The following is an 18,527-nucleotide window of genomic DNA, read 5'->3' as shown; positions in this document are numbered from 1 at the left end:
GACACGCCGCCGCGTGAGGAAAGCCATCAGATTGTTTGAACGTCCGCAGTCTAGCAGGGTTGGCCTGAACTGGGCTGGAGTCAGGCCCGCTGGTACGTCCAGCGCTCGCCGTCCGCGGCCTGTTCGCGCGTTTCGTGCAATTCGCCCCGCACCACGAGTTCCTCGACGAGCGCCGCCGTCTGGTCGAGCAGCAAGAGCGCCTGGGCCGCACGCAAGCGGGGATTGACCGCGCAGGTCAGCGCGTAGATGGTCTGCGGCTCGCTGGCGGCGCCGAGCACCCCACGCAGCTTGTCGTCGTAGCGGCGGCGCAGAAAGTCCACGCGTCCGCGCCAGTCGGGCATCGGCTCGTCGTGGCTGCCGAGCGCGAGGTCGACGCCCTCCAGCGTTTCGATGTGGTCCAGCGCGGCGAGGTACGGCCCCAGCCCGCTGCCCGGCAGCATCCAGCCCGGCATCAGCGGCGGCGAGTTGTGCGGGAGCAGGTGGTCGGCGCTCAGGAGCACCTCGTCCAGCCGCAGGCAAATCTGCGCGCCGTCGTGCCCCGGCGTGTGCAGCACGGTAAAAAGCCCATCGAGCGTGTCGCCGTCTTGCAGCGCCGTCTCCACCTTCACCCCGGACGGACTCATCAGGTTGCCCGCCCGCCGCCGCAGCCGCGCCGCATACTCGCCCTCGGGCACACCGAGCCGCGCGAGCATGGCGTCCGCCCCCAGCTTGAACGCCTCGGCGCGGCGCCCCGGCTCCTCGATGACCGCCGCCGCCAGCGCGTGTGCTGCCACCGGAGCCGCCGTCAGCGTCCGCACGAAGGGCAGCCCGCCCACATGGTCCGGGTGCGGGTGGGTGATGACGAGGCGCGAGAGGGTCTCCCAGCTCCACGCCTCGCCATACTCCTCGCGCACGCGCTTCAGGCCATCTAGCAGCCCTTGCTGGCTGAAGTCGAAGCTGCTGCCCGCGTCGATGAGCGCCGTGTAGCTCGGCTGCTGCGGGTCGCCCACCACGACAAGAAAGACATTGACCCCGAGGTGCTCAAACGCGCGGATACCGATGGTGTAGATTCTCGCGCCGCTGGCGGTGACGTGGCGGGTGACGGTGGGGTGGGTGACGGTGGAAGCGGCGGAAGCGGTCACGGCCCCACTGTAGTCCGCACCTGTGCCCTGAACGGCGCCGGGTGCACTTTGGGTGTCACTGTCATCTGGACGTTTCTTTCGCCGTGAAAGCTGGCAAAGGCACAAAGACCGCCGAAGCTGGGTTTTCCTTATGCCAGAGTGCTACCCCTGGCCTTTTTAATCTGTTCAGGGCATAATAAAGGCAGTATGGCAAGGGCTAAAGCAAAAGACCAAACGGACGGCATCTACGCCGCCTTCGACACCTTGATGAGCACGGCGGGCGTGGACAGCCAGATCGCCGCCCTCGCCGCGAGTGAGGCCGACGCGGGCACGCTGGACGCGGCGCTCACGCAGTCCTTGCAAGAAGCGCAGGGGCGCTGGGGGCTGGGGCTGCACCACCTGCGCCATGAGGCGCGGCTGACCGACGACGGCGACATCGAAATTCTGACCGATGGCCGCCCCAGCGCCCGCGTGAGCGAGGGCTTCGGAGCACTCGCGCAGGCCTACGCGCCCATGCAGGCGCTCGACGAACGCGGCCTGAGCCAGTGGGCGGCGCTCGGCGAGGGCTACCGCGCTCCCGGCGACTTGCCGTTGGCGCAGCTCAAGGTGCTGATCGAGCACGCCCGCGACTTCGAAACCGACTGGTCGGCGGGGCGCGGCGAAACCTTTCAGCGCGTGTGGCGCAAGGGCGACACCCTGTTTGTCGAGGTGGCCCGGCCCGCGTCCGCCGAGGCCGCGCTCTCCGACGCTGCCTGGGACGTGATCGCCAGCATCAAGGACCGCGCCTTCCAGCGTGAGCTGATGCGCCGCAGCGAGAAGGACGGGATGCTCGGCGCCCTGCTCGGGGCTCGCCACGCCGGGGCCAAGGCCAACCTCGCCCAGCTGCCCGAAGCGCACTTCACCGTGCAGGCGTTCGTGCAGACCCTCAGCGGAGCCGCCGCCCGCAACGCCGAGGAGTACCGCGCGGCCCTGAAAACCGCCGCCGCTGCGCTGGAGGAATACCAGGGCGTGACCACCCGCCAACTGTCCGAAGTGCTGCGGCACGGCCTGCGCGAGAGCTGAGTCAAGAAAAGCAAAGGCGTCTGGGAGTCCTTTTCAGGCGCCGTTTTTCATGCTGCTATCTCTTTGAGTAAAGACTCCATGAAGATGTTTCCGTAAGCTTTCTCAGGCGTTGCACAGGAAGGATGAACGAGCCAAAGCGGGCCCCCCTTCTGGCAAAGGAGTCTTTCCATGACCAAAATCTTCGCGAAAGAATGGAACATGTCGGACCCCGGTCGGGCGCTCGCGTCCTTCTTCGCCACTCTCCCGACGCGCCCCCAACTGCTGGCATTGGGCGAACCCAACCACACCGACGACGCCTTTCCGGCGCAGCGCAACCGCCTGTTTCGCACGCTCGTCGAGGAGTACGGCTTTCGTTCGATTGCTCTGGAAAGCGACATCCTGGCGGGGCAGCGGGTCAACGCTTATGTGACGGGCGGCGCGGACGACCTTGAAGAGGTCATGCGGACAGGCTTCAGCCACGACTTTGGCCGCCGGGCCGCCAACCGCGAACTGGTGGGCTGGCTGCGCGACTTCAACGCGGGGCGCTCTGCGGACGAGCAGGTGCACTTCTACGGCTTCGACCCGCCGATGGAAAACCTCTGGGCGGCGAGTCCCCGCGCCAGTCTGCTCACGCTGCACGCTTTGCTCGCCCGCCAGGTGCCCGCGTTGCCTGTGAGCGCCGCGACCATCGAGCGCCTGTGCGGAGACGACGCCCGCTGGGCCAATCCAGCGGCGGGAATGGACGCCGCACAGTCCATCGGCCACAGCGACGAGGCGCGGCAATTGCGGGTGCTGACCGACGACCTCCTTCACCGGCTCGAAACCGGGGCGCCGGGCCTGGCCGAGCAGCCGGATTTCTGGGAGGCGCAACTCGCCGCCCGCACCGCTGCCGGCCTGCTCCGCTACCACGCGGTGATGGCGGACCCCGCCCCGGACCGCATTGCCCGGATGCTCGCCGCGCGTGACCTGCTGATGGCCGGGCACCTGCTCGCCATTGCCGAGCGCGAGCAGCGGTGCGGGCCGACGCTGGTCTTCGCCCACAACCTGCACCTGCAACGCCCGCTCAGCCGTATGAAGATGGGGGCCCAGAAGATAGGGGCTCAGACGCTCGACTGGTGGGGCGCCGGGGCGCACGTCAGCCGCCGCCTAGGCGAGCGCTACGCCTTCATCGCCAGTTATCCGGGCGCCGCAGAGGAGACTTTTCTGGTGCCTTCTTCCGAACTCACGGAAGCTGCGGCCACCCAGTTGTCAGTCAGGGACGACGGTCAGCCCTATTCTTTTCCGTTCAAACTCTCTGACCTCCCGTTTCTGAACGGTGCGCTCCTCGTAGGCCAATTCTGACGGTTGGGCCGCCGCTTGACCCGTGACAAGGCGTGCGGCAAACTGCGCGCACATGCCGCCTGAACTGACGCCCACCCGCCGCTCCATCCTGCAAGCCACCCTGCGTCTGGGCGCGGGGGCCACGGCGGGGCAGGTGGCGCAGGAAGTGGGCATCACCAAGCAGGCAATCAGCCAGCAGGTGAACATCCTGCGCAAGCTCGGCTACCTCCAGCCGGCCGAAACGCGCTACGGCCCGTTGCAGGTCACGGACCGGGCGCGGGCGGCGCTGGGCGAAGGGCTGCCGATCTACGGCCAGATCGCCGCCGGCATCCCGGCCCTTGCCGAGCAGTCGCCCGAGGACTTTACCCCCAGCATCGAGGCGCTGCTCGGCCTGAAAGCGGGCGATTTCTTGCTGCGGGTGCGCGGCGAAAGCATGACCGGCATCGGCGTGATGGACGGCGACTACGTGGTGGTGCGCCCGGCGCCCGAGGTCCACGACGGCGAGGTGGCGGTGGTCCTCGTGCCCGGCGACAATGCGGCGACCCTCAAGCGGCTGTACCACTTCGGCCAGGACATCCTCCTGACGAGCGAGAACCCCGCCATGCCGCGCCTGTCTTTTCCCGCCGAGCAGGTGCAGGTGCAGGGGCGAATGGTGGGGCGCGTCGGGGTCGGGGCGCCGCGCGTGAGCCACCGCGTGACCGAGTAGAAGCTCGACTGTCCCGCACGGCTCGGGCAGGTGTCATTGTCGGGAATGTCGGCAACAACCAGGAGCGGCCACAGAGAGCAGTATCTTCAAGGCTTTACCCGGCACTCATACCCTTGCCGCGCCGGGGGAGTCTAGTGCGCGGTGTTGTCCTGGGCGCGCCCCAGGCACTGAGGAGAAGCCATGACTGCCACCCCCCAAGCGTCCGCCCGTCCCGAGCGTCCCTTTGCCACTGTCAACCCCTACACCGGCGAAACGGTCAAGACCTTTCCCTTTTTGGAGAGCGCCGAAATTCCGGCCCTCATCGAGCGCGCCGACCAGGCCTACCGCGAGTGGGGCCAACGCCCGGTGACGGAGCGGGCCGCGATCATGCGCCGCGCCGCCGAGTTGATGCTCGAGCGCACTGATGAACTTGCCAGCCTGATCACGCTCGAAATGGGCAAGCTGCTGCGCGAGGCCAAGGGCGAAGTCGCGCTCGCCGCCAGCATCCTCAACTACTACGGCGAGCAGGGCCCGAGCTTCCTCGAACCCAAGACCATCCCGGTGCCGCAGGGTGAAGCCGCCGTGCTGCACGCGCCGCTGGGCGTCCTGCTCGGCATCGAGCCGTGGAACTACCCGCTGTATCAGGTCGTGCGTTTTGCTGCGCCCAACCTCGTCGTCGGCAACACGGTGCTGCTCAAGCACTCCGAACTCTGCCCACAGTCGGCGCTCGCCCTCGAACAACTGTTCCATGACGCGGGCGTGCCGCAGGGGGCCTACACCAACCTGTTTCTGCGGATTGCCGACATCGAACAGGTCATCGCGCACCCCGCCGTACAGGGCGTGTCGCTCACCGGCAGCGAGCGCGCCGGGGCGAGCGTGGCCGAACTGGCGGGGCGGCACCTGAAAAAGTGCGTGCTGGAACTCGGCGGCAGTGACCCCTTCATCGTGCTCGACGCCGAGGACCTCGACACGACGGTCAAGGCGGCGGCCACGGGGCGCCTGAGCAACACCGGGCAGGCCTGCATCGCGGCCAAGCGCCTGATGGTCGTGGACGACCTGTACGACGAGTTCGTGTCCCGGCTGGGTCAGACCTTCTCGGCCTTCGTGCCCGGCGACCCCGCCGACCCTTCGACCCGCCTGGGGCCGCTGTCTTCCGAACAGGCCGCCCGTGACTTGCAGGCGCAGGTGCAAGACGCCATCGACAAAGGTGCGACCGTCGTCGCGGGCGGGCAGCGACCCGAGCATCCCGGCGCCTTCGTGCAGCCTACCGTGCTCACCGACGTGACACCCGACATGCGCGCCTACCACGAGGAACTGTTCGGCCCGGTGGCGGTCGTCTACCGCGTGCGCGACGAGGACGAAGCCGTAGCGCTGGCGAACGCTTCGACCTATGGGCTGGGCGGCGCGGTGTTCAGCAGCGACCTCGACCGGGCGCAGCGGGTGGCCGAGCGCCTCGACACCGGCATGGTCTGGATCAACCACCCCACGTCCTCCGCCGCTGACCTGCCCTTCGGCGGCGTCAAACGCTCGGGTTTCGGGCGTGAGCTGTCCTCGATGGGAATGCTCGAATTCACCAACCAGAAGCTGGTGCGCGCTTTCCCGACCAAGCAAAAGCCCGCGCAGGTCGCTGGCTGAGCGAGCGCCCCTGTTGAAAAAAGTGCTGCTGTCCCAGGTTCGACTGGATGACAGCGGCACTTTTGATGTTGATTCTTCCGAAAACTGCTGACCGCTCAGTGATCTTCCTTGAACCATATAGAATCAGTTTCTTCCCCGCGCCGCCCCACTTTCATGCGGTACATCCGGGCGTCGCTGACGCGCAGCAGGTCACCGGCGGTGGCAGCATCTCTGTTGTAGCAGGCGCTCCCATAGCTGAAGCTGATACCAGGCTGTCCAGTAACCCGCAAATTCTGAGGCAACCGCCGCAGGACCTGGACGATGTCCTGCTCGGTGACGTCCAGATTCCACAAAACGGCGAACTCGTCGCCGCCGATGCGGTAAGTCTTGCCGGCAGCGCAACTCTGGCGCAAGCACAACGCAAATTGCCGCAGCAACTGATCACCGTACTGGTGGCCCTGCGAGTCGTTGATTTCCTTCAGGCTGTCCAGATCGAGCGACGTCATGTAGAAGTCCACCGCGCCGGGGTAAATCCGCTGCTCGAGGTCAAGTTCGAGCGCCCGTCTGTTGTGCAGGCCGGTCAAACTGTCCGACAGGGCAAGTTGCAGGAGCTCCCCGGCATTTTTCCGGGCTTCCTGCAATTCCTGCGTCCTGAGCGCCAGTTCGCGTTCCAGTGAGGCTGCTGCTGGGCCCACCGTCGGGGGTCCAAGTTCCTTGAGCTCGTCCACCGAATAATGCACGTCATTGAGAATCCGCAGTGCTACCTCGACGAGGGCCGGGTCAAAGTGGCGCCCGGCCTGGGCAGAGAGTTCGGCGGCGGCCTGCTCTGGGGTCCAAGCTGCTTTATAAGGACGTCTTTGAATCAGGGCGTCGTACACGTCTGCGACCGCCACGATACGCCCCGCCAGTGGAATCGCTTCTCCATGTAGACCGTAAGGATAGCCTTCGCCGTTCCAGCGTTCGTGGTGGCTCAGGGCAATGGTCTGGGCAAGTTTGAGCAGCGCCGAATTGCCTTGACCCAGGATCTGACTGCCGATCAATGTGTGGGCCTGCATCTGCACGTACTCGACTTCGGTCAGCTTACCGGGCTTGAGCAGGATGCTGTCGGGAATCCCGATCTTGCCCACGTCGTGCAGCCTTGAGGCAAGCATGAGCAGTTCGGCGTCAGCCTGGCTCCAGCCCAGCGCCAGCGCAATATGGGCTGCAAAGGTGCCCACCCGCTTGATGTGCTCTCCGGTAATACTGTCACGGTACTCGGCAGCCAGTGCGAGGCACAGCACCACTTCCCGCTGCGCCTGCGCCAGTTGCTGGGTCCGTTCCAGCGTTTCGGCTTCGGCGCGTTCGCGGGCCGCGACCTCGATCTTGAGCCGCTCACGCGATAGCTCACCCTCACGGCGCATCTGTTCGAGGTCGAGTTCGGCCCTCAACTCCTTGCGCTGCCGCTCGTGTTCGCCTTCGAGCAGGTGCAATTTGAGGCGGGTCAGCTCCTGCTGGTGCCGGTACGCACTGCGCCAGTCCGCCGCCGCCGCAGTCAGCTCGGCCAGGGCAGTGTGCGCCTCGAACTGTTCTTTGAATAGGCACGCCGCCACGGCCAGTTCCAGGGCGCGTTCCAGTTCTGCCCGGGCCTCCGGTCTTCCCAGTTGTCCCAGCATCCGCCCAATATTCAGCTGGGTCAGGGCTTCTACTGCGGGCAGTTCGTCTCTCTGCGCGATCTCCCGTGCCCGGGTATACAGCTCCAGGGCGCTTTCACTGTTGCCGTCCTGATGTTCCAGGGTGCCCAAACTGTCCAGAATGCTGGCACGTAAAACAGCGTCGGCGGTCAGCTCAGGCTGGGTCTGTGAAAGCACCAGGGCTTCTTGCAGGTAGGAGCGCGCGCGCCCGGTCTGCTGAAGTTCTGTGTTGTAGGTTCCCAGATTAAGCGCGGAGTAGGCGCGTACCTTGTAGCTTTGCCATTCGCCGGCGGCAGCATAGGCTTTCTGGGTAATTTCTGTCGCCAGCGACAGGTCCCCCGCGAGGTAGTGCGCATAGGCCAGATTCGTCAGCGTGGCGAGTTCGAGCTGGCGATCTTCGTTGGAATCCGGATGTGCCCGGTAGGCTTCCATCAACCAGTAGATCGCCTCGCGGTAGTTGCCCTGTTCAATGTTGCTGATGCCAAGGTTACAGAGGCACGCCGCAATGATAATGGGGCTGAGTTGCTCACGAAGTTTCAGGGCCTCTTTCAGATGATTGATTGCCTGAACAGGTCGTCCCTGAGCGTATTCAGCGTAAGCGATGGCATTGAGAGCCAAAGCACGGATTTCCATAGCCTGAACGGGTCCGTTGGCAAGCTGGGCTTCGAGCTCTGCCGCTTCTGCACTCGCCTCCGCGTACTGTCCGGTTCCGAGCAAAATATAAACGCGGCCCAGTACGGCATGTGCCACGAGTGCTGCGCGCTCAAGAGCGAGAAGACTTTTCCGCGCCTTCTCAAAACTTTCCAGCGCCGCCTGCCATTGCCGGGTCGACAGCAGGGTCCGGGCCAGCAGCAGTTCAGCGTAGGCCCGGTGCAGTCCCTGAGCAGTATCGGTAGCGGCGTGGAGTTTGGCGGCGACTTCTCTGGCTTTTTCAGGATCAGTGATCAGGGACTGCTCGACGTCCTTTGCCAGTTCGTAAAAGGGAGCGGGCAAGGGCGTGAGGTCCAGGAGAGGGAGCCTGAGCAACATACCCTACTGTCCTTACTGCTGTTTCCACCCCAGCACAGTGGCGGCCGCGTCAATTCGTCCGTAGCCCAGGCCACCGGTAAAGGGCTGGTTCAGGGCAATACCGGAAATGTCATGTGCGTGTGCGGTGACAGCGTTCTCCCCGCCGGCCGCCTGTCTTTCGCCCTGCATCAGGGCCAGCAGCCCGGCAACGACTGGAGCCGACATGGACGTTCCAGTCCACAGGGCGAGCTTATTGTTCGGCGCGTAGGTCGCGATCCGTTCACCGGGTGCCAGCACCTCCAGCGAGGCGGCGTAGTTGGAAAAGCCCGACTTCACGTCACTGTCTGAGACACTGCCGACGCTCAGCAGGCCAGCACTCGTGCGGGCATAAGCGGCGGGGTAGGTCAGTTCATTATTGCCCGCATTTCCTGCGGCGGCGACCACAGCGACTCCCTTTTCGTCGGCGTAGCGCACGGCACTTTGCAGGGCTTCCGAGGCTTCATTGCTGCCCAGGCTCAAGTTGATGATGTTGGCGCCGTGATCGACCGCCCACACGATCGCCTGCACCACCGCGCTGATGTCGCCCGAGCCGTCGGTCCCCAGCGCACGAACAGGCATGATCTGGACCATCGGAGCCACCTGGGTCGCGATGCCGGCGACCGCCGTACCGTGGCCCACGCCGCCCGTGCCGAGTTCCCCGTCGTCTTGCGGCAGCGTGTCGCCGTCAACCAGATCGAGCCAGGTCGAGGCGGGGGTCAGGGCGCCCTTGAGAGCGGGGTGCTCCAGGTCGACGCCAGTGTCGATCACGGCGATGACCTGCGATTTGCCCGCATTGGGGGCACTGGCCTGCGCGGCGGGCAAACCGATCTGCTGCCACGCCGCCGTATTTTCCGGCAAGGGCTGGTACTGCCCGTCTTGCCAGAGGTTGCCCCCCCAGATCCAGATGGGCCGGGCGCCCAAGCCCCGCATGGGCTCGGCTGACTGCATCCCTACCGACCAGATCCAGATGGGCCGGGCACCCAGGTTCTTGACTCGGTTGTGGTTGGCTTCGACAGAAATGTGGCGGCCCACGTTAAGGCCCTGCGCCATCAACTTTGACTGAGTCAGGCTGACCACAGCGGTGCAGTGATCGTCGCAGCCCTCGGCGTTCCATAGCAGGACCTTGCCCCCGGTCATGGCCTCCACAGCTGCGGGCGTATCGCCCGGCTTGATGCTGACCGTCGCCACAGTGGCAGCCTGCGTGGCAACAGGGCGGGCGATGGTCGGAGCGACCTGTCCGCACCCGGCAAGCAGCAGGGCGGAAGTGAGGGAAGCCAGGAGGGTGAGGGAGAGCTTCGACATGTGAGGACCTCTTGTGGGATGAAGGACGGAAAGCCGACGGAGCTGCAGCGGGCACACAGAGGCAGAACGAAGTCACATCTTTTTCTTCTCTTACACAAGCCTCTTGCGTTGGTCTTAACCTATCCTAATTTTTCTTAAAGAAACAGGGAGTGTCAGGTTTGCCTATAAAGTCTACACTCGGTCCATTTTTACAGATTGTTCGTATGTCGTTTGAATTGGCAACTGTGGAGGGGCGGCAACCTATTCAGTGCCCCGTCTAATCGTGCGTCTTCTCATTCAGCACTTCTCCCAGCAGCCCAGCCAGGTCGTCCGGCGCATCGAAGTGATGCCGCCCAGGTTGTTCGAGCAGCCGTGTGCGCGGCCAGAGTTCAGCGAGTCGCCGCGACTGCTGCTGGAACGACCCGCTTTCGAGTGCTCCCACAGCGGCCAGAAACGGCGCGGCGGTGGTCGGCTGGGCGCAGAGCGGGCTGAGGGCGCGGGCTTCTTCCTCGCTCAGCCGCAGGTCGGCCTGCAACTCGGTCTGCCGGAGGGGCGCGAGGTCGTACAGGCCACTGATGCCGACGCTGGCGGTGAGCAGAGGTGCCGGGAGCCCCTCGGCGGCCCAGTCGGTGCTGTGCAGCATGGCGGTGAGATGCCCGCCCGCCGAGTGCCCGGCGACCACCAGCGGCCCCGGATACGCCTGCCCCAGCGCCGAAGCTGCCGCCCGTGCCTGCCCCACGATGTGCCGCAGCGAGACCGCCGGGGCGAGGTCGTAACTCATCACCGCGACCCGCCAGCCCAGCGCGAGCAGCGGCGGCGCGACAAACGAGAAATCGTCCTTGGAGAACGCCACCCAGTACCCGCCGTGAATGAACAGCAGGGTGCCCGCTGCCGACCCGGACGGCTCGAAGATGTCCATCGTCTCGTGTTCACCGGGGCCGTAGCGCAGCTCGCGGGGAGGGTGCTGACGGCGCACTTCCGCGCTGCGTTCCGTCCAGGCCGCGAAATAATCCCGCGCATTCGGCACCCGTCGGCTGGGCATGTATTCGGCGTTGACGGCAGGGTCGAACAGTTCTGGTCGGCTCACAATTGCGTCCTCACGTCCCACAGTTCGGGAAACAGCACCACGTCAAGGGCCCCGCGCAGGTAGCCCACGCCGCTGGTGCCGCCCGAGCCGCGCTTGAAGCCGATGGTGCGTTCCACGGTGGTGAGGTGGTTGAAACGCCAGCGCCGGAAGTTGTCCTCCACATCCACCAGCTTCTCGGCGAGTTCGTAGAGGTCCCAGTAAGTCTCGGTGTCGCAGTACACGCTCAGCCAGCTTGCCAGGACCGCTTCGTTCGTTTGGTAAGGCTGGGCGTAGTCGCGTTGCAGCACCTCGGCGGGCACCGGCAGCCCCCGCGCGGCGAGGAGGCGCAGGGTGAGGTCGTACACGCTGGGGGCGTGCAGCGCGGCGGCGAGGGGGCGGTGCAGGTCGGCGCGGTGCTCGTGCGGGCGCAGCAGCGTGGAGTTGCGGTTGCCGAGCAGGAATTCGACCATGCGGTAGTTTTGCGACTGAAACCCCGACGCTTGCCCAAAGGCGCCGCGAAACTGGAGGTAGTCGGCGGGCGTCATCGTCTTGAGCACGTCCCAGGCGGCGGTGAGCTGTTCCTGAGCGCGGACCACGCGGGTCAGCATCTTCAGCGGCGCGTCGGTGATGCCGGCGTCGAGCAGTCTCATCGCCGCCTGCAACTCGCGCACGATGAGCGAGAGCCACACCTCGGACACATGGTGAATGGCGATAAACAGATGCTCGTCGTGGGCGTCGGTGATCGGCTGGTGCGCCGAGCGCAGCTCGTCGAGGTGCAGGTAGTCGCCGTAGCTCAGCGAGCGGCTGAAATCGCGGTGCGCCTGCTCGGCGGAGTGTTCGGGCGCCGGGCCACCGAAGGGGCAACTGGGTTCGCCGCTCACGCCGGCCCTTCCAGTTCGTCCAGCACGGCGGCGATGCCTGCCACGGCCCGCCCCACGTCCCCGTGCGAGAGGTAGAGCGGCGTGAACCCGAACCGCAGAATGTCGGGCGTGCGGAAATCGCCGACGATGCCGCACTCAATCAGCTGCGCCATCACCTGCTGAGCATGGGGATGCCGGTAGCTGACCTGGCTGCCGCGCTCGGCGTGGGCGAGCGGCGTGACGAGTTCGAGGGGGTATTGCTCCGCCAGAGGCTCCATCAGCCGGATAAAGGTGTCGGTCAGCGAGAGCGATTTCTCGCGCAGGGCGCCGAGGTCCACGTCTCCGAACACGTCGAGCGCGGCGTCGAGCGCACTCAGGCTCAGCACCTGCGGCGTGCCCACCACGAAGCGCCGGGCACCGGGGGCGGGAGCGTAGGCGCGGGCCATCTCGAAGGGGTCGGCGTGGCCCATCCAGCCGCTCAGGACGACCTCGGCGCGGTCGAGGTGCCGCTCGGCCACGTACAGAAAGGCTGGGGCGCCGGGGCCACCGTTCAGAAACTTGTACCCGCAGCCGATGGCGAAGTCGGCCCCCGCCCCGCCGAGGTCCACCGCGAAGGCGCCCGCCGAGTGCGCGAGGTCCCACACCGTCACGATGCCGCGCGCGTGGGCCGCCGCCGTAATCGCCCGCATGTCGAGCCGGCGCCCGGTGCGGTAGTCCACTTCGGTGAGCAGGACCACGCCCACGTCGTCGGTGAAATGCTGCGTCATCTCGTCGCCCGGCGCAGTCCGCACTTCCACGTCCCCCAGCAGCCGGGCGAGGCCCTGCGCCACGTAGAGGTCGGTGGGAAAGTTATCGGCGTCGCTGAGAATCACCCGTCGTCCACTGAGCCGCAGCGCTGCGGCCAGCGCCTTGAAGGTGTTGACGCTGGTGGAGTCACCCACCGCCACCTCGTGCGCCCCGGCCCCCAGCAGCGGCGCGAGCTTGGCCGCGACCCGGTCTGGGAGCGCCATCCAGTCCTGCGCCGCCTCCGCGTTGCGCGTCCACGAGCGAATCAGGTGGTGGCCCCATTCCTCCGTCGCCACCTGCGAGAGCCGCGCGGGCACGCGCCGGGGTAGGGCGCCCAGGCTGTTGCCGTCGAGATAGATGATGTCCCCCGGCAGGTCGAACTCGGCCCGCTTGTGGGCGAGGGGGTCGCGGGCATCGAGGGCGTCGAGCTGGGCAAGGTCGAGCGCGGGCAGCAGGGTGGTCATGGTCGGTTCCTCCAGGCAGAGCGAGACGGCAGGCAGACGCCGGCAAGGGACGCGGCGAGGGCCTGAAGCTTTTGTGGCTCTGTTTCGAGTCCGCATGATAGCCGCTGGGCTGGGCCGACTCATTTCAGCAAGGCAACAAGAGGGAAGCGGGGGCAACCGCCCCGGCCATCGCCGCGCTGTTGCCCCCGCTCCGAATAGAACGCTGACTTGTCCGGATTCCGTCTGTTCCGTTGACAAACTGGGAAGGCGCCAGTTTGCCAACTGCACGCCCGGAACCCGTTTTGCTCCTTCTCGCTCCGCTCGGATTGAACCGTTGACACGAACAGTTCAATCGGAGTTCGCCTTACTCCAGCGCGTTCTGCCCCGTCAGGTCACGCCCCACGATCAGGGTGTGGATGTCGTGGGTTCCCTCGTAGGTGTCCACCGTTTCGAGGTTGAGCATGTGGCGAATGACCGGGTACTCGGTGGTGATGCCGTTGCCGCCGTGAATCTCGCGGGCCATGCGCGCACCTTCGAGCGCGACGCGCACGTTGTTGCCCTTGGCGACGCTGACCTGAGCGTAGTTCATCTGGCCGCCGTCTTTGAGGTTCCCCAAGCGCCACGCGAGCAGGCTGCCGAGCGAGTGCTGGGTCGCCATCCAGGCCAGTTTTTCCTGCACGAGCTGGCGCGCGGCGATGGGCCGGCCAAAGGTGGTGCGACTGCCCGCGTACTCCAGGCTGGCCGTCAGCACGCTTTCGAGCGCTCCCATCGCGCCCCAGGCGATGCCCGAGCGGGCCGAGGTGAGGCAGCCCAGCGGGGATTTGAGGCCCCGGCTGCCGGGCAGCAGGTTCTCCGCCGGGATGCGGCAGTCTTCCAGCACGATTTCCCCGGTGGTGGAGGCCCGCAGGCTCATCTTGTGGCCGATTTTGGGGGTGGAAAAGCCCCTTGCGTCACGCGGGACGATAAAGCCGCGCACCACGTCCTCGTCGTCCTTGGCCCACACGACCGCCACGTCGGCGAGCGGGCTGTTGGTGATCCACATCTTGCTGCCGTTGAGGACATAATCGCCGCCGTCCTTGCGGGCGCGGGTCCGCATCCCGCCGGGGTCGGAGCCGCCGTCGGGCTCGGTCAGGCCGAAGCAGCCGATGAGTTCGCCCGACGCGAGGCCGGGAAGCCACTGCTTTTTCTGCTCCTCGCTGCCGTACTCGTTGATGGGGTGCATGACCAGGCTGCCCTGCACGCTCGCCGCGCTGCGCAGGCCGCTGTCGGCGCGCTCGAGTTCGTAGCAGATCAGGCCGTAGGCGGTGTAGGACGTGCCCGCGCCGCCGTACTGCTCGGGCGTGGTCGGGCCGAGCAGCCCCAGCGAGCCCATCTTGCGCATCAGTTCGCGGGTGGGGGCCGATTCGTGTTCCCACCAGTCACCGATGTGCGGGATGATTTCAGCGTCCACGAACTTACGCGTGGCGGCGTGGATATCGCGCTCGTCGGGGGAAACGAGGTCGAGCATCTTGAAATAGTCGAACATGGGGGCACTCTCCTGAGGGGGTTTGAGGAAGGGGCAGTGGGGCCACAGGCTGCCGGGGCCAGGGCGGGAAGGCGTTGAGCTGGGCTTGAAACGGCCTCACTGTAGGAGAGCGGCTGCGAGATGTCCAATAGCTGCCTAGCGCCTTTGCGATACGCTGTGTGTATTCCTATGGAGCTGCGGCACCTGCGTTACTTCCTGGCGGTGGCGGACGAGCGCAACGTGACCCGCGCCGCCGCCCGGCTGGGCATTCAGCAGCCGCCGCTCAGTCAGCAAATCCGCGAGCTGGAGCGCGAAATCGGCACGCCGCTGTTTCACCGCGTACCGCGTGGGGTGGAACTCACCGAGGCCGGGCACACCTTTTTGCGGCTGGTGCAGTCCATTCCGGCGCAGGTGGAGGGCGCCACCCACGAAGCGCGGCGGGCCGGGCGCGGTGAAACGGGCGAACTGCGGGTGGGCTTTACCGGCGCGGCGAGCATCAACCCGCAGGTGCAGGGGCTGCTGCGCCGCTACCGCGACCTGTACCCCGACGTGCGGCTGACGCTGACCGAGAAAAACACCGTCACCCTGCTCGATGAATTGCGTTCGCACCAGCTCGACGCCGTGCTCGCCCGCCCGCTGCCGCAGCACCTCGGCGACCTCACGCTGACCCTGGTCGCCCGCGAACCGATGGTGGCGGTGGTGCCGCGCGGACACCCGGCGGCGCAGACCCGGCCTCTGCCGCTGGAACGGCTGCGCGACGAGACGTTCATCACCACGCCGCGCGAATTCGGCCCGCTCATCTACGACACCGTGTGGCAGGCGTGCCGCGCCGCCGGCTTTGAGCCCCGGCTGGGGCAGCTCGCGCCGCAGATGCTCTCCATCGTCAGCCTCGTTGCCGCCGGGCTTGGCGTGTCGCTGGTCCCCGACGCGATGCGGCGCCTGAATCTGGAGGGCTGCGAGTATCTGGAGCTGCGGCCCCCGGTGCCCACTGTGGACCTCACGCTGCTGTGCCGCCCACACGAACGGGCGGCCACTGTGCTCAACTTCACAGCGCTGGTGGGCGACATGCAGGAAACAGGCCCCCACCGCTGAGGGCCTGGGGGCCTGCGCCACGCGGGAAGAGTTACCAGTTTCCCTGCGTCTGTACCGCGCAGCTCGCCCCGGAGAGGTCCGGCCCGGCGAGCACGCTGGTCAGGTGCAGCTCGATCACGTCGCTGCCGTTGCCCTGGCAGGTGTTGCCGCTGACCCGGCCTCCCGCCTCGCCTTCGTAGACCATGGCCGCCTTGCCGTTGTCCTGGAAGGTGTTGCCGCGCACCTCGGGCGCCGCCGTGTCCCTGACGACCAGGCCGCTGAGCGCGTTGCCGAGGACTTCGTTGCTGTCCAGGGTGCCGCCCGCGTGTTCGGCAAAGACGATGCCACTCTGGGCGCCGCCCTGAATCACGTTGCTGCTGAGGGTGGGCTGCGCTTCGCCCCACAGCGAGATGCCGGGTTTGGCGCTGCCGGTGATGGTGTTGCCTCTTGCCGTGCCGCCCGCTTGCCCGGCGTAGCTCAGGCCCGCGTCGCGGCTGTCGCGGATGATGTTCGTCCGCAGCTCCGGCGCGGCGCTGCCCTGCACGGCGATGCCGACCTGATTGCCGCTCAGCTCGTTCTCGCTGGCGCGGCCTCCGGCGCGGTCGGCGTAGGTCAGGCCTTCTTGCCCATTCCCCGTCAGCTTGTTGTTGCTGAGCTGCGGCTGCGCGTCGTCCTGCACGCCGATGCCTTGCAGTGTGTTGCCGCTGGCGGTCACGCGCTTGACGGTTGGTTTGGCCTGACCTTCCACACTCAGGCCGCGCTCGCCGTTGTCGCGCAGCTCGCTGTCCACAATGACCGGGGCCGCCGTGTGCCGCACCGTCAGACCGTCGCCGCCGTTGCGCTCCAGCGTGCTGCCGCGCACCTCGCCGCCCGAGCTGTCCAGAAAGATGGCCCCGCCGAGCGAGTTGTCGCTCAGGGTGCTGTCTTTCAGCTTGAGCTGCGCTGTATCACTGACAGACGCGCCGTAAGCGTTGCCAACGAGGTCGCTGCCCTGCACGTCGCCCTGCGCGCCCTGCGAAAGCTGTAAGCCGCTGCCGGACTCGTTGCGCGTCTCGTCGCGCACACCGCCAGTCAGCCGGGCGTCGCGCAGAGTGACGGTGCCGCCCTCGGCCAGCAGCGCTCCGCCCGGCGTCTGTCCCGTCCACCCCACGGTGACGCCTTGCAGAGAGACGTTGCCGCGCGTGGTAAGTACGGCGTTCCCCGCCGCCGAGGTGATCCAGGTGCGGTCACGCCCGGCCCCGGTCAGGTGGGCATCCTGCGAGAGCACCAGCGGCTCCTGAAGGCGGTAGACGCCGGGGGAGAGCTGCACGTCGCCGCCCTGTCCCGCCGCCGTCTGCAATGCTTTCAGGGCTTCGGCGCTGACAGGCGGCAGGGCCGCGTCCGTGCCCACCCACCCGCGCTGTCCGCTCGTCGTCTGCACCTCGTACCAGCCGTCCTGCGTCTGGAGAATCTGCACGGTGCTGCCCGCCGCCAGCGTTCCGAGGCTATTTGCCGCCGCGTCCGCCGCCGAGCGCAGGGTGACGTTCGGTGCGGTGACGACGAGTTCGCCGCTGGTCGGCGCAGTGCTGGTGTTCGTCTCCGGAGTTGTGGTGGGATTTGTTTCAGTGCCCGCGTTGCCCTGAGTGGTGGTTTCAGGCGTTGCCGTATTGTCGGTCTGGGCGGGCGTTTCCCCGTTGCTGCCGGGCAAGCCCAGATCAATGGAGTCGCCGCTTTGCCAGTCTTGCCCCGAATCGGTGGTACCGGGCGCCTGGGGGATGGTGGGGTCTTCGGTAGGTGTGGTCGGCGTCTGGGCAGGTGGCTCGGGCTGGGTCTGCTCGCTGGTGGTGGTAGTCTCTGTCTGAGAGGGCGACAGCAGCGGCCCGAGCACGTTCATCCCGTACAGCGCGAGACCGCCGAGGAGGAGCAGCGGAAACAGGCACCCACACCCCGGCCCCCGGCGCCGCTGGGCTGGCGGCTGGGGTACGGGCTGAGGTGGGCGCTGCGGCTGCCGCTGGGGCGTCGGCTGCGGGGCAGGGGGAAAGGTCTGGTTGCGCTGCGGGGGCGTAGGCCGGGGCGCCGGGGCAGCGGGCGCAGATTGAGGCGCCACCGACACCTGATTGAGCAGCGCCAGCACTTCCTGCGTGCTTTGCGGGCGCTCGTTGATTTTGATGGCGAGGCTGCGCTCAATCGCCTCGCGCAGCGCCGGGGGTGTGTTCGGCGGCAGCGGCGCAAGCGGCGTCCCCATCGTCCGGTCGGTGGCGGGGGTGGGCGGGTGGCCGGTCAGGGCGTGGTAGAGGGTCGCCCCGAGTGCGTAGATGTCGGTGTACGGTCCGAATTTGGCCGAACCGCTGTACTGCTCCAGCGGCGCGTAGCCGGGCGTGACCAGCCGGGTGTGACTCACCGTCTGCCCCGCCGCGAAGGTGCGCGCCGAGCCGAAGTCAATCAGGACGGTGCGCCCCGCCTTGTCGAGATAGATGTTGTCGGGCTTGATGTCGCGGTGCAGCATCCCCGCGCTGTGGACCACGCTCAGGGCGCCGAGGACGCGTTTGGCGATGTTGACCACTTCGTCCGGGGGCAGCGGCCCGCGCTTTTCAATCGCGCTGCCGAGGGTCTGCCCCTCCAGAAACTCCATGACGAGGTAGGCGGTCCCGTTTTCCTCAAACAGGTCCATGACCCGCACGATGTCGGGGTGGTTGAAGCGGGCGACGGTGCGGCCCTCCGCCGTGAAGTCCTGCTTGGCCTGCGCCCAGCCCGCCGGGTCGGTGCCCGCAGGCGGCAGCACGTACTGGCCGCTTTGCCGGGTAGAGCCGCTCGGGAACAGTTCCTTGATGGCGACCCGCGCCCCGAGCTGTGTCTGGCTGCCGAGGTAGGTGATGCCGAAGCCGCCCTGCCCCAGCACCTGCTCCAGCCGGTACTTGCCGCCCTGCAACGTGGTGCCGGGCGGCAATGTCTGGCTGTTGCCCCCCAGCGGCGAGCCGCAGACCGGGCAGTTGGTCGCGCCCGCCGGAACGGGCGAGCCGCAGGTGGGGCAGTTCACGGGTGGCCTCTCCCTGACTCGAC

At 66.9% G+C, this 18,527-nt stretch carries 13 protein-coding genes; 5 read left to right on the top strand and 8 right to left on the bottom strand.

Annotated elements, in window-relative coordinates; all coding sequences use genetic code 11:
- Positions 1–80: 80 nt before the first annotated feature.
- Positions 81–1,121 carry an MBL fold metallo-hydrolase gene (locus tag DR_RS15340; protein ID WP_162177617.1) on the bottom strand — a complete coding sequence of 347 codons (1,041 nt, stop codon included), beginning with the start codon at positions 1,119–1,121 and terminating at the stop codon, positions 81–83.
- Between the two features lie 138 nt (positions 1,122–1,259).
- Here DR_RS15340 and pprA point away from each other — a divergent pair, with 138 nt between their 5' ends.
- The 4 genes from pprA to DR_RS15320 all read left to right on the top strand — a co-directional run bounded on the left by pprA (position 1,260) and on the right by DR_RS15320 (position 5,781).
- Complete coding sequence (pprA, locus tag DR_RS15335; protein WP_010889605.1) at positions 1,260–2,162, top strand: DNA repair protein PprA; 903 nt, start codon at positions 1,260–1,262, stop codon at positions 2,160–2,162.
- Between the two features lie 168 nt (positions 2,163–2,330).
- The gene (locus DR_RS15330) at positions 2,331–3,482 is read left to right on the top strand and encodes an erythromycin esterase family protein (protein ID WP_010889604.1); all 1,152 of its coding nucleotides are present in this window, start codon (positions 2,331–2,333) and stop codon (positions 3,480–3,482) included.
- A gap of 52 nt (positions 3,483–3,534) precedes the next feature.
- On the top strand, positions 3,535–4,167 hold the full coding sequence (lexA, locus tag DR_RS15325; RefSeq protein WP_027479703.1) for a transcriptional repressor LexA: 633 nt from the start codon (positions 3,535–3,537) through the stop codon (positions 4,165–4,167).
- 180 nt (positions 4,168–4,347) lie between these two features.
- Positions 4,348–5,781 carry an NAD-dependent succinate-semialdehyde dehydrogenase gene (locus DR_RS15320; protein ID WP_010889602.1) on the top strand — a complete coding sequence of 478 codons (1,434 nt, stop codon included), beginning with the start codon at positions 4,348–4,350 and terminating at the stop codon, positions 5,779–5,781.
- Positions 5,782–5,876: 95 nt separating this feature from the next.
- Here the strand turns inward: DR_RS15320 and DR_RS15315 are convergent, their stop codons facing one another.
- The 6 genes from DR_RS15315 to DR_RS15290 all read right to left on the bottom strand — a co-directional run bounded on the left by DR_RS15315 (position 5,877) and on the right by DR_RS15290 (position 14,438).
- Positions 5,877–8,423 (bottom strand): HD domain-containing phosphohydrolase, encoded by a 2,547-nt coding sequence (locus DR_RS15315; RefSeq protein WP_164928025.1) that lies wholly within the window; start codon positions 8,421–8,423, stop codon positions 5,877–5,879.
- A gap of 48 nt (positions 8,424–8,471) precedes the next feature.
- Positions 8,472–9,779: a S8 family serine peptidase gene (locus DR_RS15310; RefSeq protein ID WP_028328044.1), complete on the bottom strand. Its 1,308-nt coding sequence runs from the start codon at positions 9,777–9,779 to the stop codon at positions 8,472–8,474.
- A gap of 256 nt (positions 9,780–10,035) precedes the next feature.
- A complete protein-coding gene (locus DR_RS15305; protein WP_227086039.1) occupies positions 10,036–10,845 on the bottom strand; it encodes an alpha/beta hydrolase in 810 nt (269 codons plus the stop codon).
- Entirely contained in the window at positions 10,842–11,705 is an 864-nt protein-coding gene (gene kynA, locus DR_RS15300; RefSeq protein ID WP_010889598.1) for a tryptophan 2,3-dioxygenase, read from the bottom strand. The genes DR_RS15305 and kynA overlap by 4 nt, the downstream gene beginning before the upstream one ends.
- Positions 11,702–12,934 carry a kynureninase gene (gene kynU, locus DR_RS15295; RefSeq protein WP_027480133.1) on the bottom strand — a complete coding sequence of 411 codons (1,233 nt, stop codon included), beginning with the start codon at positions 12,932–12,934 and terminating at the stop codon, positions 11,702–11,704. The genes kynA and kynU overlap by 4 nt, the downstream gene beginning before the upstream one ends.
- Before the next feature lie 343 nt (positions 12,935–13,277).
- Entirely contained in the window at positions 13,278–14,438 is a 1,161-nt protein-coding gene (locus tag DR_RS15290) for an acyl-CoA dehydrogenase family protein (protein ID WP_010889596.1), read from the bottom strand.
- Positions 14,439–14,606: 168 nt separating this feature from the next.
- Here DR_RS15290 and DR_RS15285 point away from each other — a divergent pair, with 168 nt between their 5' ends.
- A complete protein-coding gene (locus DR_RS15285; RefSeq protein WP_034350644.1) occupies positions 14,607–15,509 on the top strand; it encodes a LysR family transcriptional regulator in 903 nt (300 codons plus the stop codon).
- A 31-nt stretch (positions 15,510–15,540) separates the two neighbouring features.
- On the opposite strand, the gene DR_RS15280 is transcribed toward DR_RS15285, so the two are convergent.
- Positions 15,541–18,504 (bottom strand): protein kinase domain-containing protein, encoded by a 2,964-nt coding sequence (locus tag DR_RS15280; RefSeq protein WP_027480135.1) that lies wholly within the window; start codon positions 18,502–18,504, stop codon positions 15,541–15,543.
- Between the last annotated feature and the right edge of the window lie 23 nt (positions 18,505–18,527).

Source organism: Deinococcus radiodurans R1 = ATCC 13939 = DSM 20539 (assembly GCF_000008565.1).
Lineage (GTDB): Bacteria > Deinococcota > Deinococci > Deinococcales > Deinococcaceae > Deinococcus > Deinococcus radiodurans.
Note: the sequence above shows the minus strand (reverse complement) of the source record. Positions and strands in the feature narration are given on the sequence as shown.